20 protein-coding genes and 1 pseudogene are annotated in these 21,028 nt (G+C 71.9%); 8 read left to right on the top strand and 13 right to left on the bottom strand.

Annotated elements, in window-relative coordinates; genetic code table 11:
* Positions 1–72 precede the first annotated feature (72 nt).
* Together IE97_RS0131270 and IE97_RS0131275 are read left to right on the top strand one after the other, a co-directional pair.
* Positions 73–3,567, top strand: a complete 3,495-nt coding sequence (locus IE97_RS0131270) for a DNA polymerase III subunit alpha (RefSeq protein ID WP_030247868.1) — start codon at positions 73–75, stop codon at positions 3,565–3,567.
* Positions 3,564–4,547 carry a DNA polymerase Y family protein gene (locus IE97_RS0131275; protein ID WP_030247870.1) on the top strand — a complete coding sequence of 328 codons (984 nt, stop codon included), beginning with the start codon at positions 3,564–3,566 and terminating at the stop codon, positions 4,545–4,547. Before IE97_RS0131270 ends, IE97_RS0131275 begins: the two co-directional genes overlap by 4 nt.
* A 16-nt stretch (positions 4,548–4,563) precedes the next feature.
* Here the strand turns inward: IE97_RS0131275 and IE97_RS0131280 are convergent.
* Positions 4,564–4,785 (bottom strand): annotated as a pseudogene (locus IE97_RS0131280) (cupin domain-containing protein); the annotation flags it as partial.
* A gap of 50 nt (positions 4,786–4,835) precedes the next feature.
* On the opposite strand from IE97_RS0131280, the gene IE97_RS0131285 reads away from it, so the two are divergent.
* Both IE97_RS0131285 and IE97_RS0131290 read left to right on the top strand, forming a co-directional pair.
* The gene (locus tag IE97_RS0131285) at positions 4,836–5,201 is read left to right on the top strand and encodes a MarR family winged helix-turn-helix transcriptional regulator (RefSeq protein ID WP_234310780.1); all 366 of its coding nucleotides are present in this window, start codon (positions 4,836–4,838) and stop codon (positions 5,199–5,201) included.
* A gap of 172 nt (positions 5,202–5,373) precedes the next feature.
* Positions 5,374–6,234 carry an esterase/lipase family protein gene (locus tag IE97_RS0131290; protein WP_030247874.1) on the top strand — a complete coding sequence of 287 codons (861 nt, stop codon included), beginning with the start codon at positions 5,374–5,376 and terminating at the stop codon, positions 6,232–6,234.
* A gap of 94 nt (positions 6,235–6,328) precedes the next feature.
* Here IE97_RS0131290 and IE97_RS0131295 read toward each other — a convergent pair whose 3' ends face one another.
* Positions 6,329–7,336: a lytic polysaccharide monooxygenase auxiliary activity family 9 protein gene (locus tag IE97_RS0131295; RefSeq protein ID WP_030247876.1), complete on the bottom strand. Its 1,008-nt coding sequence runs from the start codon at positions 7,334–7,336 to the stop codon at positions 6,329–6,331.
* 232 nt (positions 7,337–7,568) lie between these two features.
* Positions 7,569–7,703, bottom strand: a complete 135-nt coding sequence (locus IE97_RS43510) for a hypothetical protein (protein ID WP_106975470.1) — start codon at positions 7,701–7,703, stop codon at positions 7,569–7,571.
* A 138-nt stretch (positions 7,704–7,841) separates the two neighbouring features.
* Here IE97_RS43510 and IE97_RS0131305 point away from each other — a divergent pair, with 138 nt between their 5' ends.
* Entirely contained in the window at positions 7,842–8,513 is a 672-nt protein-coding gene (locus tag IE97_RS0131305; protein WP_037835481.1) for a class I SAM-dependent methyltransferase, read from the top strand.
* On the opposite strand, the gene IE97_RS0131310 is transcribed toward IE97_RS0131305, so the two are convergent.
* Positions 8,472–9,008 carry a DUF402 domain-containing protein gene (locus tag IE97_RS0131310; protein ID WP_030247879.1) on the bottom strand — a complete coding sequence of 179 codons (537 nt, stop codon included), beginning with the start codon at positions 9,006–9,008 and terminating at the stop codon, positions 8,472–8,474. The genes IE97_RS0131305 and IE97_RS0131310 overlap by 42 nt on opposite strands.
* Entirely contained in the window at positions 8,989–9,918 is a 930-nt protein-coding gene (locus IE97_RS0131315; protein WP_030247881.1) for a GNAT family N-acetyltransferase, read from the bottom strand. The genes IE97_RS0131310 and IE97_RS0131315 overlap by 20 nt, the downstream gene beginning before the upstream one ends.
* A 71-nt stretch (positions 9,919–9,989) precedes the next feature.
* On the opposite strand from IE97_RS0131315, the gene IE97_RS0131320 reads away from it, so the two are divergent.
* Positions 9,990–10,358: a GntR family transcriptional regulator gene (locus tag IE97_RS0131320; RefSeq protein WP_030247884.1), complete on the top strand. Its 369-nt coding sequence runs from the start codon at positions 9,990–9,992 to the stop codon at positions 10,356–10,358.
* A gap of 21 nt (positions 10,359–10,379) precedes the next feature.
* Here IE97_RS0131320 and IE97_RS0131325 read toward each other — a convergent pair whose 3' ends face one another.
* A complete protein-coding gene (locus IE97_RS0131325; RefSeq protein ID WP_030247886.1) occupies positions 10,380–10,775 on the bottom strand; it encodes a RidA family protein in 396 nt (131 codons plus the stop codon).
* A gap of 129 nt (positions 10,776–10,904) precedes the next feature.
* On the opposite strand from IE97_RS0131325, the gene IE97_RS0131330 reads away from it, so the two are divergent.
* A complete protein-coding gene (locus IE97_RS0131330) occupies positions 10,905–11,879 on the top strand; it encodes a helix-turn-helix transcriptional regulator (RefSeq protein ID WP_030247888.1) in 975 nt (324 codons plus the stop codon).
* A 28-nt stretch (positions 11,880–11,907) separates the two neighbouring features.
* Here the strand turns inward: IE97_RS0131330 and IE97_RS0131335 are convergent, their stop codons facing one another.
* The 6 genes from IE97_RS0131335 to IE97_RS0131360 all read right to left on the bottom strand — a co-directional run bounded on the left by IE97_RS0131335 (position 11,908) and on the right by IE97_RS0131360 (position 18,182).
* Positions 11,908–12,678 carry a DUF72 domain-containing protein gene (locus IE97_RS0131335; RefSeq protein ID WP_030247890.1) on the bottom strand — a complete coding sequence of 257 codons (771 nt, stop codon included), beginning with the start codon at positions 12,676–12,678 and terminating at the stop codon, positions 11,908–11,910.
* 33 nt (positions 12,679–12,711) lie between these two features.
* Positions 12,712–13,806: a DUF5925 domain-containing protein gene (locus IE97_RS0131340; protein WP_030247892.1), complete on the bottom strand. Its 1,095-nt coding sequence runs from the start codon at positions 13,804–13,806 to the stop codon at positions 12,712–12,714.
* Positions 13,807–13,882: 76 nt separating this feature from the next.
* Positions 13,883–14,656, bottom strand: coding sequence for a polysaccharide deacetylase family protein (locus IE97_RS0131345; protein WP_037845068.1), 774 nt, complete (start codon positions 14,654–14,656; stop codon positions 13,883–13,885).
* Between the two features lie 25 nt (positions 14,657–14,681).
* The gene (locus IE97_RS0131350) at positions 14,682–15,680 is read right to left on the bottom strand and encodes a glycosyltransferase family 2 protein (RefSeq protein ID WP_030247897.1); all 999 of its coding nucleotides are present in this window, start codon (positions 15,678–15,680) and stop codon (positions 14,682–14,684) included.
* Positions 15,677–16,498, bottom strand: a complete 822-nt coding sequence (locus IE97_RS0131355) for a glycosyltransferase family 2 protein (RefSeq protein ID WP_030247899.1) — start codon at positions 16,496–16,498, stop codon at positions 15,677–15,679. The genes IE97_RS0131350 and IE97_RS0131355 overlap by 4 nt, the downstream gene beginning before the upstream one ends.
* 478 nt (positions 16,499–16,976) lie before the next feature.
* Positions 16,977–18,182 carry a S8 family peptidase gene (locus IE97_RS0131360; RefSeq protein WP_030247900.1) on the bottom strand — a complete coding sequence of 402 codons (1,206 nt, stop codon included), beginning with the start codon at positions 18,180–18,182 and terminating at the stop codon, positions 16,977–16,979.
* A gap of 334 nt (positions 18,183–18,516) precedes the next feature.
* Between IE97_RS0131360 and IE97_RS0131365 the strand changes: the two genes are divergently transcribed.
* The gene (locus IE97_RS0131365) at positions 18,517–19,323 is read left to right on the top strand and encodes an SGNH/GDSL hydrolase family protein (protein ID WP_030247902.1); all 807 of its coding nucleotides are present in this window, start codon (positions 18,517–18,519) and stop codon (positions 19,321–19,323) included.
* 4 nt (positions 19,324–19,327) lie between these two features.
* On the opposite strand, the gene IE97_RS0131370 is transcribed toward IE97_RS0131365, so the two are convergent.
* Complete coding sequence (locus IE97_RS0131370) at positions 19,328–20,965, bottom strand: serine/threonine-protein kinase (RefSeq protein WP_037845066.1); 1,638 nt, start codon at positions 20,963–20,965, stop codon at positions 19,328–19,330.
* Positions 20,966–21,028 lie beyond the last annotated feature (63 nt).

Consider the following 21,028-nt stretch of genomic DNA (forward strand, 5'->3'; position numbering starts at 1 on the left):
TCTATGGTGGGGGTGAGGTAGCTGGGAACAAACGTTCGATAGCTGGGTGGGTCACGAGTGCGGGAGGTGCGTGTGCCGGGGTTCACGCATCTGCACACCGTCTCCGGGTTCTCCTTGCGATATGGGGCCTCGCATCCGGAACGGCTGGCCGAGTGTGCCTCCGGGCGGGGTATGGAGGCCTTGGCTCTGACGGATCGCGACACGCTGGCCGGTGCTGTCCGGTTCGCGAAGGCCTGCGCGAAGGCGGGGGTTCGTCCGGTGTTCGGGGCGGATCTGGCGGTGGCGGGAGTGGAGCCTGCCGAGCGTGGTGCGCGGAGTCGGCGTCGGGTCCCGGTGCGGGGCGGTGCCTTTGTCGAAGAATCGGCGCCTCGTGTGACCTTCCTCGCCCGGGATGGTGGCCGGGGGTGGGGTGAGCTGTGCCGGCTCGTCTCCGCCGCGCATGAGGGGGAGGGGACGCCCCTGCTGCCTTGGGAGCGCAATCGTGCCGAGGGGCTGTTCGTACTGCTCGGGCCCGACTCGGAGGTGGGGCGCGCCCTGGCCGCCGGACGTCCCGACCGGGCCGCGAGGCTGCTCGTGCCCTGGCGGGAGGTCTATGGCGACGCCCTGAGGCTGGAGGCCGTCTGGCATGGCCGGAAAGGTACGGGTCCCGGATCTTTGCGGCTGGCCGCCCGTACCCTCGGGTTCGCCGCCGAGCAGCGGATCCGGCCCGTGCTCAGCAACGCCGTGCGGTACGCCGACCCGGGGCTGGGACCGGTCGTCGACGTCCTGGACGCCGCCCGCCGGCTGGTGCCCGTCGACCCGGCCAAGGGGCTGGACTCCGGTGAGGCCTGGCTCAAGGGCGCGGGGGCCATGGCCGGGGTGGCTGAGCGGATCGTGGAGGCCGCGGGGTTCCGGCGGGACACCGCTCACCGGCTGGTGGAGCAGACCGAGGCCACGGCCGCCGAGTGCGTGGTCGATCCGGAGGACGACCTGGGGATCGGGAGCGTTCACTTCCCCGAGCCGCACCTGGTCGGTGCCGGGGGGCGTACCGCCCAGCGGACGCTGGCCTCACGGGCGGCGGCGGGGATGGTGCTGCGCGGGTACGACCGGAGGCGGGAGTACTGGGAGCGGATGCACCATGAGCTGGACATCATCGCTCATCACGGCTTCGCCTCCTACTTCCTGACCGTTGCCCGGGTGGTCGACGACGTGCGGGAGATGGGGATTCGGGTCGCGGCCCGGGGGTCCGGGGCGGGGTCGCTCGTCAATCATCTGCTCGGGATCGCGCACGCCGATCCGATCGAGCACCGGCTGCTGATGGAGCGGTTCCTGTCGAAGGAGCGGGTGGTGCTGCCCGACATCGACATCGACGTGGAGTCCGCGCGCCGGCTGGAGGTCTACCGCGCGATCATCGACCGGTTCGGCACCGAGCGGGTCGCGACGGTCGCGATGCCGGAGACGTACCGCGTGCGGCATGCGATCCGGGACGTGGGGGCCGCCCTGTCCATGGACCCGGCCGAGATCGACCGGGTGGCCAAGTCCTTCCCTCACATCCGGGCGCGGGACGCCCGTGCGGCGCTGGAGGAGCTGCCCGAGCTGCGTGCGCTGGCGGGGGAGAAGGAGAAGTACGGCAGGCTGTGGGAGCTGGTCGAGGCCCTGGACGCCCTGCCCCGAGGGGTGGCCATGCACCCGTGCGGGGTGCTGCTGTCCGACGCCTCTCTGCTGGCGCGTACGCCGGTCATGCCGACCAGTGGCGAGGGTCTCCCGATGTCGCAGTTCGACAAGGACGACGTCGAGGATCTCGGGCTGCTCAAACTGGACGTGCTGGGCGTGCGGATGCAGTCGGCCATGGCGCACGCCGTGTCGGAAGTGGAGCGGGTGTCGGGGGTCAGGGTCGACCTGGACGGGCTGCCGCCGGGGGATCCGGAGACCTACCGGCTGATCCGGTCCACCGAGACGCTCGGCTGCTTCCAGATCGAGTCGCCGGGGCAGCGGGACCTGGTCGGGCGGCTCCAGCCGGCCACCTTCCACGATCTCGTCGTCGACATCTCGCTGTTCCGGCCGGGGCCGGTGGCCGCCGACATGGTGCGGCCGTTCATCGAGGCACGGCACGGGCGGGCGCCGATCCGCTATCCGCACCCGGATCTGGAGGAGCCGCTGCGGGACACCTACGGGGTCGTCGTCTTCCACGAGCAGATCATCGACATCGTCGACATCATGACCGGCTGCGGGCGTGGCGAGGCGGACCGGGTGCGGCGCGGGCTGTCGGACCCGGAGTCGCAGGAGCGGATCAAGGTGTGGTTCGCACAGCACGCGGCGGCGAACGGATACGACGCGGAAACGATTCAGCGGACCTGGGAGATCGTCGAGGCCTTCGGGTCGTACGGCTTCTGCAAGGCACACGCGGTCGCCTTCGCCGTGCCGACGTACCAGTCGGCCTGGCTGAAAGCGCATCACCCCGCCGCTTTCTACGCCGGGCTGCTGACGCACGATCCCGGGATGTACCCGAAGCGGCTGCTGCTGGCGGACGCGCGGCGGCGCGGGGTGCCGGTGCTGCCGCTGGACGTGAACAAGTCGGGGGTCGCACACTGTATCGAACTGGTGTCTGATCGATGGGGGTTGCGGCTGGCCCTCTCCGACGTGCACGGCATCAGTGAGGCCGAGGCGGCGCGGATCGCAGAAGGGCAGCCGTACGCCTCGCTGGTCGACTTCTGGGAGCGCGGCCGGCCCAGTCGCCCGCTGGCGCAGCGGCTCGCACAGGTCGGGGCGCTGGACGCGTTCGGCGCCAACCGCCGTGATCTGCAGCTGCATCTGACCGAGCTGCACCGGGGCGCGCGGGGCGCGGGCGGTGGGCAGCTGCCCTTGGCCGGGGGACGGAAGACCGCACCGGCCGGGCTGCCCGACCTCACCTCCTCGGAGCGGCTCAGTGCCGAGCTGGGCGTGCTGTCCATGGACGCCTCGCGCAATCTGATGGACGATCACCGGGCGTTCCTCGACGAGCTGGGCGTGGTGTCCGCGCGGCGGCTGCGCGAGGCCCGGCACGGGGAGACGGTGCTGGTCGCGGGTGCCAAGGCGGCCACCCAGACCCCGCCCATCCGGTCCGGCAAGCGGGTCATCTTCTCCACCCTGGACGACGGCACGGGCCTGGTCGACCTCGCCTTCTTCGACGACTCCCACGACGCCTGCGCCCACACCGTCTTCCACTCCTGGCTGCTGCTGGTGCGCGGGGTGGTGCAGCGCCGCGGCCCGCGCAGCCTCAGCGTGGTGGGCGCCACCGCCTGGAACCTCGCGGAACTGCTGGAGGTGCGCCGGGAGGAAGGCCTGGAGGGCGTCGCGGCCCGGCTGGCCGGCGGCGACACCGGTGGCGATTCCGGCGACGACGGTGAGGGGGCGGCGCGCCGGCGGCTGGCCGGCTCGGAGGGGGCGCCCGCGCCGGCGGGCTCCGCGGCCCAGGACCCGATGGAGCAGCGGAAGATCCGCATGTCCACCGGATACGAGATGCACCCCTGGGCCGATCTGCGTCCCGCGGGCGAAGGGCCCGCGGTGGGAAGGAAGTTGTGGCACCAGAGTCCGGGGAGTGCGGGATGACCATCCTCTGCGTACGTTTCCAGCTGCCTCCGACGCGCGAGGCCGACCTGCCCCGGCTGCTCGGGATGCTGGAGGAGTTCACACCCGTCGTCCAGGCCCTGCCACCGGACGGGGCCCTGGCCGACCTGCGCGGCGCCGAGCGGTACTTCGGACGGGACGCCGTCGAGCTGGCCTCGGTGATCCGGGTCCGCTCGCTCGCGCTGTACGGCGTCGACTGCTTGATCGGGGCCGGGCCCGGACCGATGCTGGCCCGAGTCGCACTGCACGACGCCGTGCCCGGGGTGACGTGTGCGGTGCCCGAGGAGCAGGACGCCATCGCGGAGTTCCTCGCCGACCGGCCCGTCGGGGTGCTGCCCGGCGTGGGCGCCGCGACCTCCCGCACCCTGGCCGACTACGGCCTCGACACCCTCGGCCGGGTCGCTGCCGCGCCGCTGTCCACGCTGCAGCGGCTGATCGGCGCGAAGGCCGGCCGTGAGCTGCGGGAGAAAGCCGGCGGCGTCGACCGCGGCCGGGTCGTACCGAACGCCGTCTCCAGCTCACTCGCGACGGAACGCCCCTTCGGACGCGACGAACTGGACCCGGACCGGCATCGCCGGGCGCTGCTGTCGGCCGCCGAGGAGATCGGCGCCCGGCTGCGCGCCCTGGACAAGGTCTGCCGCACGCTCACCCTCACCGTGCGGTACGCCGACCGCTCCGCGACCACCCGCAGCCGCGCACTGAGGGAACCGACCGCGCACTCGCCGGCGCTGACCAGGACCGCGTACGGCATGTACGAGGCGCTCGGCCTGCAACGCGCCCGGGTCCGCGCGATCGCGCTGCGCGCCGAAGGGCTCAGCCCCGCCGACCAGGCCTCCTACCAGCTGACCTTCGACCCCGTGGACGAGAGGGTCCGCCGTATCGAGGAGGTCGCGGACCGGGCGCGGGCGAAGTTCGGGCCGCGGGCGGTGATGCCCGGGGGGCTAGCGGGGCGGGCGGCGTAGATCCTCCCGCCTGACGTCAGTTGGCCCACGGCGGCGTGATGCGGGTGCCGTCGGCCAGTCGTGCCTCCAGGCCGACGGAGGTGGTGACCCAGGAGTACGCGGTCCGTTCGATCGGATTCTCGACGGCCAGGGTGGCACCGGCGTTGATGATCACGGTGTCACCGGCCGTGATCCGGTCGGTGCGGCCGTCGAGGGTGATCAGCGGTTCGCCGTCGAGCAGGTGGAAGATCTCCTCCCGCCCCCCTGCTCGCCGCCGCCGGCGGGCTCACGCGGCGCATCAACGAGGGCGTGGACGCCCGTGGCTTCGAGGGGATGCGGCCCGCGCACGGGTTCGCCTTCGCCCGGCTCGCTCCGGACGGCGCGACGGTCACCGGGCTCGCCGCCCATCTCGGGGTGACCGAGCAGGCGGCCAGCCGGTTCGTCGATGAGATGGTCCGCAAGGGGTATGCCGAGCGGCGGCCGCACCCCGAGGACCCCCGGGCGCGGCTGGTCGTGCTGACCGAGCGCGCGTGGGCCTGTACGCGGGCGGCCGAGGACGCGGCCGCGGGTGCCGTGCGGGAGTGGGGCGAGGTGCTGGGGGAGGGTGAAATGCGAGTGCTACTGGAGCAGGTGCTGCGGATCACGCCTCGGGGGCCGGTGCGGCCCGCCTGGTGAGAGGGCGTCGGGTCAATCGTCCGTCGGCGATTGAGGCGGGAAGTTTTTACTGACGCGTAACTTCCCAGTTCGGCTACTCGCCCGTAACTTGACGAATGAACAGCATCCTCGTGATCCGGATCACAGGGCATCGTGCCGTCGCATCCCCCTTGACCCGCAAGGAGATCACCCGATGCTGCCGTGGAAACGAGTGCTCAGACCCCTGGCCGCGCTGCTGCTGACCGCCGCGGCCGTCGCCGTCCCCGCCACGTCCGCCCAGGCCACCGGGGCCCCCGGCTCCGGCTGGAACGACTACTCCTGCAAGCCGTCCGCCGCCCACCCCCGCCCTGTCGTCCTCGTCCACGGCACCCTCGGGAACTCCGTCGACAACTGGCTGGGCCTCGCCCCCTATCTGAAGGTCCGCGGCTACTGCGTCTTCTCCCTCGACTACGGACAGCTCGAGGGTGTCCCGTTCTTCCACGGCCTCGGGCCCGTGGAGAAGTCGGCCGCACAACTGCGGGACTTCGTGGACCGGGTGCTCGCCGCCACCGGGGCCACGGAGACCGACATCGTCGGGCACTCCCAGGGCGGCATGATGCCCCGCTGGTACCTGCGGTTCCTCGGCGGAGCCGCCAGGGTGAACGCGCTCGTCGGTATCGCGCCCAGCAACCACGGCACCGATCTGAACGGCTTCACCCACCTGCTGCCGCACTTCCCGGGCGCGGCGGACCTGTTGTCGAAGAACACACCCGCCCTCGCCGACCAGGTCGCCGGATCCGACTTCCTCAAGCGGCTGAACGCGGGTGGCGACACCGTGCCCGGCGTGCGCTACACCGTCATCGCCACGCGGTACGACGAGGTGGTCACGCCGTGGCGGAGCCAGTACCTGAACGGGCCGGACGTGCGCAACGTCCTGCTGCAGGACCTGTGCCCCGTCGACCTGTCCGAGCACGTGGCCCTCGGGCTGTTCGACCGGATCGCCTTCCACGAGGTGGCCAACGCGCTGGATCCGGGGCGGGCCACACCGACCACCTGCGCATCGGCCTTCAGCTGACACGTGTCGCCTGCTGGCACGTGTCAGGGAAACGTTTCGGGGCCTGCCCGGCCTGAGCCGCCGGACAGGCCCCGGTCATGGGGCGACGCGGAGGTCAGCGGCCTTGCCGGCCGTCGCTCACCGCCCTGCGCCGGGTCGAGAGGAACAGGGCCGACGCGCCGAGTGCCAGCGCCGCCGCGCCGCCCAGCGCGAGGAGCGTGGTGCTGCTGTCGCCGCCCGTCTCGGCGAGGTTCTCGGTGGCACCGGCCGCCTTGGGCAGGTCGCTGGCGGCACTCGCCGCCTTCGGCTTGTTCGGGGTGGTGTTCTCCGGGGTGTTCTCCGGGGCCGCGGCCGGCTCCGCCGACGTCCTGGCGTCGTCATCACCGTGCCCGTGGTTCTCGATCGTCGACTTGCCGGTGCCGGCCTCGATCTGCTTCCGCGTGGGAGCGGAGGCGGCCGGGGTCGGAGCCGGCGTGCCGCCTCCGGCCGCGGCACCGCCGCCGAAGGTGACGTCCGAGCAGGAGTAGAACGCCTCCGGGCTGTCCGACCGCTGCCACACCGCGTACAGCAGATGCTTGCCGGAGCGCTCGGGCAGTCTGCCGGGGAAGGTGGAGAAACCGCCCGTGGCGGCCGGGTCGGTGGCCGTCGCCACCGGCTTGCCGAGATCCAGGTCGTCCCAGGCGAGCGGTTTGGCCGGGTCGTAGCCGGGCTTGGTGATGTACACCGTGAACGTGCCCTTGTGGGGGGCTGTCACGCGGTACTTGAAGGTGTGGGCGCCGCTGCGCACGGAGGTCGCGGGCCAGTCGGCGCGGGCCAGGTCGAGGCCCTTGAACTCCGCGTTGTTCGCGCTGCAGAGCTTGCCGTCGGGTATGAGCCGCTGGTGGCGTCCGCCCGCGTCGCCGATGCGGATGCCGTTCCAGTCGTAGAGGGCCTGCGTGCCGCCCGCCGCGACAGCGGCACCGCAGGCGGCCGACTTCGGGCTCTCGGGGCCCTCGGCGTAGCACTGCGACACCCGGCTGACCGGGTCGCCCATCGAACCGTGCGCGGCCGCCGGCGCGGCGGTCAGGGCGAGCGGAAGGATGCCGAGGGCGGCGACGGTGACTGCCTTACGGCGTGCGGGCATGCGGGAACTCCTCGAAACGGTGCGTGGGACAGGGCCGGGCCCGAGTGGGCCGGATCCCGTGGGGTGATCCGAAGCTAGCCCCAGAGAACCGTGAAATCGCCTGCTGGAGGCGGGTGATGGAGATCCTTATGGCCGCGTTAAGGGAGCGCTCAGACTGGCATCAGGTGACGAACGCGGTGACGTGGGAGAAGCGGCTGCTCCGACGCGTGCGTCTCATGACCGGCACCCGGACTCAGGCGTCCGGCCACCACGTGCGTGCGATGTCCTTGCGGATCTCCGGGCGCCCGGCGGGGCGCTCGTCGACCTCCTCGCGGACCCGGCGGACGTCCGGCTTCTTCAGGGGCTTCTGCACGGTCACACGGCGCATGGCTGCCTCCTTAGGGGCTACCGGGTTCCGCGTTATCACGGAGGTAGACCTTTCGGGGGAGAGTTCCTCATCGCTCCCGGTCTGTCTGTGGCGGCAGTCACGAATCGAGTGTCAGTGGCGGGTGTCACTCTTGGGGCCATGACGCACGACAACGACGCTGTGAACTCGGCGAACGCCGGCGCCGACGTGGACTGGGACGCGCGGGCCGCCGACTTCGACGAGGAACCGGACCACGGGCTGCGCGACCCCCAGGTACGCCGCGCCTGGGCCGCGCGGCTGCGCGGCTGGCTGCCCGGGCGCGCGGGCGATGTCCTCGATCTCGGCTGTGGCACCGGCAGCCTGTCGCTTCTCGCGTCCGAGCAGGGACACCGGGTGACGGGCGTGGACCGCTCCCCGGCGATGGTGGCACTCGCCCGGGAGAAACTGGCCGGGCGTGACGCGGTGTTCCTGGTCGGTGACGCGGCGGCGCCGCCCGTGGGTGAGCGGCGTTTCGACGCCGTGCTCGTACGCCACGTCCTGTGGGCCCTGCCCGACCCCGGGCGCGCCCTGCGGCACTGGACCGGGCTGCTGCGGCCGGGAGGACGGCTCGTGCTGGTGGAGGGCGTGTGGGGGACGGTCGAGCCGGTCGGCATCGGGGCGGAGCGGCTCACCGGCCTGCTCGCCCCGATCGCCGCCCGGGTGCGGATGGAGCGGCTCTCGGACGATCCGCTGCTGTGGGGCAGGGAGGTGACCGACGAGCGGTACGCGGTGGTCGCGGTGAGCGGGGCCTCAGGCCAGCAGGGCGGTGAAGTCGCCGCGGCGGGCCAGTGACTCCAGCTCGTCGAGCGCGGACCGTGCGGCTGCCGCCGCCCCGGGGTCCGTTTCGCCGAGGCCGCTCTCGGCGAACTCGTCCTCGTCCAGGCGGCGTATGTCGCTGCCGTCCGCTGAGCACCACAGATCCAGGTCGAGATCCTCCACGACCAGTTCCTGGGCCATGGGGGTCCCCCCGCGCGAGCGGGTTAGAGCGTGGGGGAAGGCGGCCGGGCGGGTGACGTCGCAGTACCAGCCCTTCAGCGCGCCCGTGGCGGAGCGGACCTCTTTGATCGCGTACCAGCGGTCGCGCCAGTAGTACTCCGTGAAGACGTCCCCCGGCTCGAAGCGGACGAAGCCGAAGTCGCGGATCCCGGAGCCGGCCCACGGGGCGCGGACGGCGAGCCGGATGCCGTCGTCCGCCAGGAGCTCTCCGGTGTAGCGGATCTTCGTACGGCCCGCCTTGACGAGCACGACGTCCACCCGTGCGGGCCGGTCAGGGGAGTTCGCGGACATGGCGCACTTCCTTCGCGCAGATCTCGTAGCCGAGCCACTTGTTGACGGCGATCATCGGTTCGTTGCCGGTGTCGTTTCCGGTGAACGCCTCCGTGTACCCCGCGGCGCGGGCCCGGTGGAGGGAGTCGTTCTTGGCGAGCTTGGCCAGGCCCCGGCCGCGGAATTCCCGGGCGGTGCCCGTCATGGCGGTGGCGTAGCGGCTGCCGCCGTCGGTGTACGCCACGCTGAAGGCGGCGGGCCGGCCGTCGACGACGGCGACCGTGGTCAGGCCGCGGTTCAGGAGCGGGTGCTTCCAGGTCTCATCGAGCCAGGCCTCGTAGTCCGTGAACTCGACCTCGATGTCGCTCGGTTCGTCCGACGACGTCACCGCGTCCAGTTCGAACATCGGGCGCGGGTCGTCCGCGTAGTCGGCGGCCGTGCGCAGTTCGACGCCCGGCGGCGGGTCCTGGCGGGGCGGCAGCGTGCCGGCCGCCAGGTCCAGGCGCAGGAAGTAGGCGGAACGGCCGGCCCTGAAGCCCCTCCGCTCGGCGAAGGCGAGGTTGTCCGGCTCGTCCAGCACCCACGCGAACAGCTTCCTGACGCCCAGTGCGTACAGGCACTCCTCGGCCGTGCGCAGCAGGAGCGAACCGGCGCCACGGCTTCTGCGGTCCGGGCGTACGTAGATGTTGGCGCGGCCCTGGCCGGGTTCCGGGCTGTCGTGGGCGACGCTGACCTGGGCCGTGCCGATGATCTCGCCGTCCTCCTCGGCGACGAGCTGCCGGAAGTGGGCGTCCGGGTGGGTGTGGGTCAGGGTGTGCACCACGGCCTCGGGGGTGGACAGCATGTAGGGGAGGGCGAGGCGGCGGGTGTGTGAGAAGCCCTCGGCGTCGGCTCGGACGTCGGGTCGAAGGTCGCGCACGATCACGGTCATGGAGGCGCACGCTACGCGGGGGCGTGCCCGGCATGCCTCCCATTTTCCGTGAGGTACGGGACAATCGGCCTGTGACCTTGAAGATCGACATCGACGACAGTGCTCCGCCGTACGAGCAGGTGCGGGCACGGATCTCCGAGCAGGCGCGGTCGGGGGAGCTGCCGGTGGGGTACCGGCTGCCGACCGTGCGGGGGCTGGCCGAGTCGCTGGGACTCGCCGCGAACACCGTCGCCAAGGCGTACCGGGCGCTGGAGGCGGACGGGGTGATCGAGACGCGGGGGCGTCACGGCACGTTCGTGGCTGCCGCCGGCTCGGCGGCGGATCGTGAACTGGCCCTTGCCGCGCAGGCGTACGTGGAGCGGGCCCGGCGGCTGGGACTCACGGAGGACGACGCGCTGGCGGCGGTCCGGGATGCCCTGCGAGCGGCTTACGGGGAGTAGGGCGACCGAGCGCCGGCCGCGTCACGCGACGGCGATCCCCTCCAGTTCGACCATCAGGGTGGGGATCGCCAGCCGTGTCACCCCCAGCAAGGTGGTGGTCGGGGCCACCCGGGAGGCGGCCAACCGCGCCGCCAGCGCGCCGTAGTGCTGGAAGAGCAGATCCACGTCGGTCGTGTAGACGTTGAGCCGGACCAGGTTGGCCACCGACATGCCGGCCTCGCCGAGCACGGCCTCCAGGTTGTCGATGCTCAGCTTCAACTGAGCCGCCATGTCACCGTCATGCTGGGGCTTGCCGTCGCCGCTCATCGCGGTCTGCCCCGAGATGTACAGGGTCCGGGTGTGCCCGGAGACGACCTCGCCCTGGTTGAATCCCATGTCCGCCGACCACGTCACCGGGTTGACCGCTGTTCGTTCCATCGCCATGTCAGCTCCATTCGAGTCATGGGGTACGGACGTCCACCGGCTCGGCAGCCGGCTCGCCGTCGTGGGAAGAGCCTCGCAATGAATCACGACATCCTTGGTCATGTATTCCGATAGCCTTTTCGTATGCGCGCCGATCGGTTGGTCTCGCTGGTGCTGCTGCTGCGTCAGCGCGGTCGGCTGACCGCGGACACGCTCGCCCGTGAGCTGGAGGTGTCCACCCGCACCGTGCTGCGCGACATCGAGGCGCTGTCCGCGGCCGGCGTCCCGGTCTACGCCGAACGCGGGCGGCACGGCGGTTTCGCCTTGTCGCCCGGTTTCCGGACCGACCTCACCGGACTGAACCACGACGAGGCCCTTGCCCTGCTGACCGCCGGATCGCGGCGCGGCGCGCAGGCGTTCGGCCTCGGCTCGGAGCTCGCCGCGGCCATGCGGAAGGTGGTCGACGCGCTGCCCGAAAGCCACCGCGCCAACGCGAGCGACGCGGCCCGGCGATTCCTCGTCGACCCGGAGACCGACCTGCTCGCACGCCGACTGGTCACCGAGGAGGTGCCCGGCACCACGATGACCGAGGTCCGGCGCGCGGTGCTCGCCGGACACAAGCTGCGCATCCACTACGCGGCCACGGGCCGGACACCACGGTGGCGCACGGTGGACCCGATCGGCCTGGTCACCGTCCGCGACCAGGGCTACCTGCTGGCCACGCGGTCCGGTGAGGACCGCACCTACCGGCTGTCGCGGGTCCTGGCCGCCGAGGAACTCACCGAACCGGCACAGCGGCCGGACCGGGTCGATCTGGACCGGATCTGGCGGCAACGCTCCGCGCGTTTCCTCTCCGGCGGCGACCACATCACCGCGCTGGTACGGGTGAGTCCGGCACGCCGTGAGGATCTGCTGGGCACCGCGCTGGCCGTCCGCGCCGAAGAACCCGACGCAGACGGCTGGCTGCGGCTGGAGGTGACCTTCCAGGACGCACGACACGCCGAATGGGCGCTGTGGCAGCTCGCCACGGACGGGGAAGCCCTGGCCCCGCAGTCGTTGCGCACCTCCCTGCGCGACCGCGCCGCCGCGATCGCTGACCGTTACACCGACCCGCCCTGAGAGATACCGCCGGCCACGGTCCGCCGCGTCAGGTGCGGGCGAGGTGCTCCGGCGTGCGGGTGATGTCCAGGCCCGCTGACCTCCCCGCCCTCGCGAACGTCATCGCGTCCGCCACCGCCGCACCGCCCGGGTCGTTGTTGAAGTACGCGTAGACGTCCTCGCCGCCGGGCCACGTCGTGGCGATGCGGTCGAGCCAGGTGGCGAGGGAGCGGCGGCCGTAGCGCGGCCAGGGCCGAGCGCGGCCCTGGTGGAAGCGGACGTACCCCCAGTCGGTGGTGCGCCACAGCGGCGTCGCGGGGCGGGCCAGGACGTCGGCCCAGCACAGGGCCGCGCGGCGGGACTCCAGGACCGCCCGGACCTCCGGCGTCCACCAGGACTCGTGGCGGGGCTCGACCGCCACCCGGGTCGAGGCGGGGAAGCAGGCCAGGCAGGCGTCCAGGAGGCCCGGGTCGGCGCGCAGGTTGGGCGGGAGCTGGAGCAGGACCGGTCCGAGGCGGTCGCCGAGGCCCGCCGCGTGGCTCATCAGGCGGTGTACCGGCTCCTCGGGGTCCTTGAGCCGCTTGATGTGGGTCAGATAGCGGCTCGCCTTGACCGCGACGACGAAGTCCGCCGGTACCCGGCCGCGCCAGTCCGCGAACGTCTCCCGGGCCGGCAGCCGGTAGAAGGCGTTGTTGATCTCGACGGTGGCGAAGTGCCCCGCGTATTCCTCCAGCCAGAGCCGCATCGGCAGCCCGGACGGGTACAGGACGTCCCGCCAGTCCTTGTACTGCCATCCGGACGTGCCGACGAACAGGGTCATAAGCCCATGAAAACACCGGCGGCCGGCGAGAACCTAGAGATAGAGGCCCGCGTCCGCGTCCCCGCGGGGCTCCGGAAGGGCGGTCGGAGAGGTGCCCCGGCGCAGCGCGTACAGCTCCGCCAGGGTCGCGCCCTCGCGGCCGATGCCGTCCTCCGTGCCGAGCCAGGTCACCGCCTCCCGGCGGGTCAGCGGGCCCACTTCGATCCGGGCGAGGCAGCGGCCGGGGCGGACCACGGCCGGGTGCAGCCGCTCCAGGTCCTCATTGGTGGTGACGCCCACCAGGACGTTGCGGCCCTGGCCGAGCAGCCCGTCCGTCAGGTTCAGCAGCCTCGACAGCGCCTGGCCCGCCGTGTGCTTGGCCTCACCGCGGATCAGCTCGTCGCAGTCCTCGAGGAGCAGCAGCCGCCAGCGGCCCTTGCCCGCCGTGTCCTCCTCGCCGATCGCGATGTCCATCAGGTAGCCGACGTCGCTGAACAGCCGCTCGGGGTCGAGGACGCAGTCCACCTGGCACCAGTCCCGCCAGGAACGGGCCAGGGTGCGCAGCGCCGACGTCTTGCCGGTGCCCGGTGGACCGTGCAGGAGCAGCAGACGGCCCGAGATGTCCTCCGGGGTCGTCTTCATCAGGCGGTCCATCGCGTCGGCCACCGGTGCGGTGTAGTTGGGCCGGACCTCGTCCCAGGTGCCCGCCGCGATCTGGCGGGTGGTCCGGTGCGGGCCGCGGCGCGGGGAGACGTACCAGAAGCCCATCGTGACGTTCTCCGGCTGCGGTTCGGGTTCGTCCGCCGCGCCGTCCGTGGCCTGGTCGAGGACCTTCTTCGCCAGCTCCGCGCTGGTCGCCGTCACCGTGACGTCCGCGCCGCGGTTCCACCGGGAGACCAGCAGCGTCCACCCGTCGCCCTCCGCAAGCGTCGCGCTGCGGTCGTCGTCCCGGGCGACGCGCAGCACGCGGGCACCGGACGGCACGAGCGTCGCCCCGGACCGTACGCGGTCGATGTTCGCCGCGTGGGAGTACGGCTGCTCGCCCGTCGCGAAGCGGCCGAGGAACAGCGCGTCGACGACGTCGGACGGGGAGTCGGAGTCGTCGACGTTGAGCCGGATCGGCAGCGCCTCGTGCGGGTTCCCAGACATAGCCGCCATGATCCGGCACCGGGGCGCCGCGCGCACGCGGTTTCCCGGTGCGCACGGCGTGTTCCCCGAGTCGGGGTCAGGCCCCGGTGCGGGACACCAGCCGGCGTGCCCGGCGTGTCCTGCGGACCAGCGCGTACCCCTTGGTCAGGACCCGGTCCCCGGCGAACGTACGGGCGATCGCCCGGCCCTGGACCACCCGCTCGAACTCGGCGATGTCCGTACCGCGGCGCACTGTCACGCGCCGCAGGGCGTACGGTCCCTGCGCGCGGCGTGCGAGGCCGTTGCCGACGGCGAGGGCCTGGGCGTACCCCGTCTCGCGCACCGCCTGCCGGACCCGGCGGCTGGAGTAGCCGTAGGGGTAGGCGAACGAGGCCGGTACGGAGCCCAGTTGATCCGAGATGATCTCCTTGCAGTGGATCAGCTCGAACCGCAGGGTGGCGCCGGAGACCTGGTCGAGCTGCGGGTGGCTGTGGCTGTGCCCGCCGATCTCCACACCCGCCGCCGCCAGCTCGCGGACCTGGTCCCAGTCCAGCATGGTGTCCAGGCCGCCGCCGGTGTCGTACGGCCCCTGGATCCAGCCGGTGGAGACGAACAGGGTGGCCGGGAAGCCGTGCTTGGCGAGGGCGGGCAGGGCGTGCCGGTGCACGCCCTCGTAGCCGTCGTCGAAGGTGATGAGGACCGGCCGCCCGGGCAGCGGGCGGCCGGAGCGCCAGCACGCGGCGAGCTCGGCCGTGGTGACGGGGTTCAGACCCAGCTCCGCGAGCACCGCCATCTGCTCCGCGAACGCCTCCGGGGTCACCGACAGGGCACGGGTCGCCTCGTTCGGATCGGTCGCGACCGCGTGGTACATGAGGATCGGAACGCGTGCGTCGACGTCACTCACGGGCCGCCACCTCCACCCCGGGCACCCGGAAGGTGGTGCCGCCCCGGCGGGCCCGGACGCTGCCGACGACGTACCCTCCCGCCGCCGTCAGCACCCCGGCCACGATCGCGCCCGCCCGCCCCGCGCCGCCCGGCCGGGCCAGCAGGGCGTCCCGCAGGCCCCGCGCAACCCCGGCGGGCAGGACCCGGGTCGCGTAACGGCGCTCCGACTCGAGTCCCTTCCCGGCGCCGACGCTTCGGGCCACCAGGGCCTTGGACAGGCCTTCGGCGTAGGTGCGGGTGCGGAAGTAGCGGAAGTGCTCGCGGGCCTTAGGCACCCGGTGGTGGATCACCGCCCGGTCGTCGATGAGCAGGACCGCGTCGGGCCGGGCGCGGCTGAGGCGGATGCACAGTTCCGTCTCCTCGCAGCCCAGCGGGCGTTTGTCGCCGTCCCTGCCGATGCCGGTGGCGAAGCCGCCCGCCGCGTCGAAGGCGCTGCGGCGGAACGAGGCGTTGCCGCCGAGCACGTTGCGCACCCGGACCCGGCCGCGCGGCAGGCCCCGGTAGGTGCAGCCCACCACCCAGTCGAACTCCTCCGGGAACCAGCCGGGCCGCCGCCCGGAAGCCCAGACCGGCTCCGTACGCCCGCCGACCGCCATGACACGCGGGTCGGCGTACGCCTCGGCGAAGTGCCGCAGCCAGTCGCGCTCGGCCACGGCGTCGTCGTCGAGGAAGGCGACGACCTCGCCCCGGGCTGCCGCGATCCCGGTGTTGCGGCCGGCGGACAGGCCGCGGGGGCCCGCGTTCGCGAGCACCCGCACCACCCCCCCGTCGCACGACTCCTTGTACTCCTTGGCCAGCCGCTCCCGGAGCGTCTCGTTGTGGTCGACGACCAGCAGCGTCTCCAGGGCCGGACGCGACTGCGCCCGCACCGAGGAGACCGCCGCGAGGATGTCCTCCCAGCGGTCCTCGGTGTACGCGCAGATCACGACGGAGATGCCGGGACCGCTCAAGACACCTCTCCCCGCATCGCGTCCACCATCGGCGACTGGGGTGAACGGCGGCGCAGCGCACGGCGGTTGGAGCGCTCCTGAAGGATCACCCGGAGCACGCGCAGCCCGTCGCGCACGGCCCGCAGGTTGCTGGTGCCGTGGATGCGCAGGTACTCGTGGCTCGGGATCTCCTGCACCTTGAGCCCGGCCTTGACGACCCGGATGTTCATCAGGGTCTCCACCTCGAAGCCGGTGCAGTCGAGGTCGATCTTGTCGAGGCAGTGCCGCCAGAACGCGTTGTACCCGTAGCACAGGTCGGTGTAGCGGGCGCCGAACTTGCGGTTGACGGCCGTGCACAGCGCCCAGTTGCCGAGCTTGCGGATGAAGGTCATGTCGTCGGTGCCGCCGCCGTTGGCGAAGCGGGAGCCCTTGGCGAAGTCCGCGCCGGAGACCAGGGCGGAGACGTACGAGACGATCTCGTTGCCGTCGGCCGAGCCGTCCGCGTCGACCATCACGATGATGTCGCCGGTGCAGGCCTGGAACCCGGTGATCAGGGCGTCGCCCTTGCCCTTGCCGCGCTGCTCGACGACCTTGACGCCGGGCCACAGCTCGCGGGCCACCTGGACGGTGTCGTCGGTGGAGTTGCCGTCGACCAGGACCACTTCGTGGATCCAGTCGGGCAGGGTCTTGAAGACGTACGGCAGGTTCTCCGCCTCGTTCATGGCCGGTATCACCACGCTCACCGGCGGCGCGATGGCCAGGTGAGAGGAGACGGGCCGGTACGTGGCGGCGGCCGGCGGATGCTGGTCCGCCGCGGCCGGCTGCAGAACGGAGCTCATGAGTCGGTCCCTCTCGTCCGGTGGACCGCCCCCCCTGGGCAGTCCGGATCCACTCCGGTTCGAAAGGGGGGTTCTCACCCGTGCACCCCGAGATGGAGCTTCGGGCACGCCGGGTGAGCTGGCAAAGCTGGCCGGCCGCGAAAAACGGCAGCCGACCGCGCGGCACGGCCCGGTCACCGATGTGGTCACCGAGCACGGCACCCCCCTACCGCGCCCCGCGCCGGTTCGTCGCGGTCCTTGAGCCCTCCCCTAGAGCCGCGTACTGACGGACCGATGCGGGTGAGATGTATGACGGTATTGACGATTGAACCCGTATGGCAAGACCTGGAACGGCCTCTCACGTTTTTGTTGGTTTGGTCGTCGCTCTATGCGATTTCTGGTGCGTAAGTTGAAAGATTCGGTTACGCAAAAGAGCCGTTCCCCGAAGGCGGATGGAGCCTCCGGGGAACGGTTGTTCAGGTGCTGGAATCCCTGTCGCCTACTGGACGAGCTTCAGCAGCCGGTTCGGCGAGCCCGAACCCGCGCTGGTGACCTTGCCGGTGGTGGCGCCGTTCACCAGGGCCGAGGCGACCTGGGCCGGGGTGGAGGAGGTGTGGCCCGCCAGGTAGACCGCCGCCGCGCCCGCGACGTGCGGGGTCGCCATCGAGGTGCCGGAGATGGTGTTGGTCGCGGTGTCGCTGGTGTGCCAGCCGGCCGTGATGGAGGAGCCGGGCGCGAAGATGTCCAGGACCGAGCCGTAGTTGGAGTAGCTCGCCTTGGCGTCGGTGCTGGTGGTGGCGCCGACCGTGATCGCCTCGGCGACGCGGGCCGGGGAGGACGAGGAGGCGGTGGTGCTGCTGTTGCCCGCGGCGACGGCGTACGTGACGCCGCTGGCTATGGAGTTGCGGACCGCCGTGTCCAGCGAGGCCGAGGCTCCGCCGCCGAGTGACATGTTGGCGACCGAGGGGCCGGAGTGGTTCTGCGTCACCCAGTCGATGCCCGCGATCACACCGGCCGTGGTGCCGGAGCCGCTGTTGTTCAGCACCCGGACACCCACGATCTTCGCCTTCTTGGCGACGCCGTAGGTCGAGCCCGCGATCGTGGTGGCCACGTGGGTGCCGTGGCCGTTGCCGTCGGAGGCGTTGTTGTCGCCGTCGACGGCGTCGTAGCCGTGCGCCGCGCGGCCGCTGATCTGCTGGTGGGTGATGCGCACGCCGGTGTCGATGACGTAGACCGTCACACCGCTGCCCGCGCTGTCCGGGTAGGTGTAGGTGCCGGACAGCGGGAGCGAGGTCTGGTCGATGCGGTCCAGACCCCACGGGGCGCTGGTCTGGGTCGCGGCCAGCTGGACGCGCTGGTTCTGCTCGACGGAGGCCACCGCCGGGTCGGCCGCGAGCCGCCTGGCCTCGGTGGCGGAGAGGGTGGCGGAGTAGCCGTTCAGTGCCTTGCCGAACGTCTTGTCGACCGTGCCGCCGTACTCCTTGACGAGGCCCTTGCCCGCGGCCGAGGACGCCTTCAGGGCCGCGCTCTTCTTGAGCGTGACGATGTAGCTGTCCTTGATCGCGGTCGGTGAGTCCGCGGCGAGCACCTTGCCCTCGGCCGGAGAGGCCTGGGCGGGGAGGGCGGTGAGTCCGCCCACGAGGGCGGCGGTCGCCGTCAAGGTGATCGCGGCGAACTCGAGTCTCTTGCTACGCAGTTGTGCCATTACGAGGGAGTCCTCCTCTAGGCGGCGCGCGCCTGGGTGGGGCGCGCGTCATGTGGGGGAGTGCGCGTGCTCGCGCACACGGCCCGGGAGCGTCGCGTTCCGCTCCCGGCCGGAGTAAAGCGTCGACCATCTACCGGCGTAGAACAAGGGAGTTGAGCACTAGTCAACAAATCTGTCATGGGCACGTAACAAAGAGTGCCGGGCGCGTAACAAGGCGTGGGGAAACGCGCCCCGAGTGCCCCGGAGGAGCCGAAAAGGCTTGGCATGGACACTTCCGGTCAACACGCGTAGCTGCTACGACGGTTGTGGCAGAGATCCTGCTAAGGGAGGTTCCATGAGACGTTCCCGACTTGTCGTCTTCGTGAGCTCGCTCTTCCTCGCCACCGGCACCGCCCTCACCGGGGCAGCCACGGCGCAGGCGTCCTCACTTGCCGCAACTGGCGGTTATGTGGCTCTCGGTGACTCCTACTCCTCCGGAGTGGGCGCCGGCAGTTACATCAGCTCCAGCGGCGACTGCAAGCGCAGCACGAAGGCCTACCCCTACCTCTGGGCCGCCGCCCAGTCACCGTCCACGTTCCACTTCACGGCCTGCTCAGGCGCCCGAACGGGTGATGTTCTGTCCGGTCAGCTCGGCCCGCTCAGCAGTGCCACCGCCCTCGTCTCCGTCAGCGTCGGTGGCAACGACGCGGGATTCGCCGACGTCATGACGACCTGTGTGACCCAGTCCGACAGCGCCTGCCTCTCCCGCCTCGACACCGCCCGGTCCTACGTCGACTCCACGCTGCCCGGCAAGCTCGACAGCGTGTACTCGGCGATCCGCTCCAAGGCACCCAACGCCCGTGTCGTGGTCCTCGGCTACCCCCGCTTCTACAAGCTCGGCACCACGTGTCTCGGCCTGTCCGAGACCAAGCGCAAGGCCGTCAACGACGCCTCCGACCACCTCAACACCGCCATCGCCAAGCGAGCCGCGAACCACGGCTTCGTCTTCGGCGACGTACGCACCACCTTCACCGGCCACGAGCTCTGCTCCAGCGACTCCTGGCTGCACAGCGTCAACTGGCTCAACATCGGCGAGTCGTACCACCCGAAGGCTCCCGGCCAGTCCGGCGGCTATCTGCCGGTGCTCAACGCCAACGACTGACCGGTCAGCCGGAGTCCGTGTCCGAATCCGCGCCCGATTCATTGTCCGGATCCGTGCCGGAAGGGGAAGGGGAGGCCCCGCCCGTCGGGGTCTCCGTCTCGCACGTCAGGGAGAACGGCACCGCTTCGGACGTCGTGCGCACCGGCTCCCGCACCTCGACACTGATCTCGTTCTCGATCGTCCCGGACTCCTCGTCGGTCGTCACGGTCACCGCGTCCTGCTTCGTCCGGCCGCCGCCTTCCGGGAACGACAGCGTCTTCCAGCCTCCGTCGAGCACGGAGCCGTCCCGTGTCACCCAGCGGTAGCGCACCTCTGCAGGCAGGCTCCCCACGGTGATCGTCGCCGTGAACCCCGGTGCCTCCTCGCTCGGCGGCGGACACGAGCCCGAGTAGTCCGTGCGCGTGCCCTCCAGGCCGACCCGCACCGACTGCGGCGGCGGGCTGCTCTCCTCGCTCTCGCTCTCGCTGGGCGTCGGGGAAGGGCTGGACTTGCCACTCCCGGTGTTCCGTGGAGGAGCCTTGGTCTCGGTGGGCGTACCCGCCCCGGCGCCCCGGTCGCCCGAGCCGCCGCCGTCCCCGTTGTTCAGCAGCGCGTACGTCAACCCGCCCACCGCGAGGGCCAGTGCGACCACACCCGCGACCAGCACCGGGCCGGCCCTGCGGTCACGGCCTTGCCGGGTGGCCGTCGTCGCGCCCGAGCCGGAGTGCGCCGGCGGACCCCCCGGGAACGGCATCGGGGGCGTGGGAGCGGGCTCGGCGTGGCCCACGACCGTCGGCGGGTAGGGGGCCGCCCGTACGGTGTCCGAGCGCGGCGAGCCGCCCGCGCCGACGACCCGCAGGTCCTGCTCGGCCCGGTCGGCCGGCAGCCGCTCCGCCGGATCCTTGCGCAGCAGCCCCTCGATGACCGGGGCGAGCGGACCGGCCCGGCGCGGCGGCGGCAGCTCCTCGTCGACGATGGCACGCAGCGTGCTCAGCGGGGTGTCCTGACGGAACGGCGAGTGGCCCTCCACCGCCGCGTACAGCAGCACGCCGAGCGACCACAGGTCGGACTCGGGGCCGGGCGTGCGGCCCAGCGCCCGCTCCGGGGCGAGGAACTCGGGCGATCCGATGACCTCCCCGGTCATGGTCAGCGCGGAGCTGCCCTCGACCATGGCGATGCCGAAGTCGGTGAGCACGATCCGGCCGTCGTTCGCGATCAGTACGTTGGCCGGCTTCACATCCCGGTGCAGTACCCCGGCGTCGTGCGCGGCCCGCAGCGCGGCCAGCACCTCGGCGCCGATGTGCGCGGCACGCTGGGGCGGCATCGGACCCTCGGCGTCCAGGACCTCGGCCAGGGAGAGCCCGCGGACCAGCTCCATGACGATCCACGGCCGTCCGCCGTCCGTCGCCACGTCGTACACCGTCACCACGTTCCGGTTGGCCACCCGGGCCGCCGCCCACGCCTCCCGCTCCAGCCGGGCGTACATCCGCTGCACATCGTCGGACCCCAGCCCGGCCGGGGCGCGTACCTCCTTGACGGCGACCTCGCGGTGCAGCACCTCGTCACGGGCGCGCCACACCGTCCCCATGCCGCCCTCGCCGAGCGGCGCGAGCAGCCGGTAGCGACCCGCGATCACACGCTCATGGCCCGGTTCTTCGGACACGGCGCCCCCATTCGCAGCCGGGCGGAATCTCCATGAGGTCTGTTTTCCCCACGACGTCGGATT

This window comes from Streptomyces sp. NRRL S-455, assembly GCF_000717875.1.
Classification (GTDB): domain Bacteria; phylum Actinomycetota; class Actinomycetes; order Streptomycetales; family Streptomycetaceae; genus Streptomyces.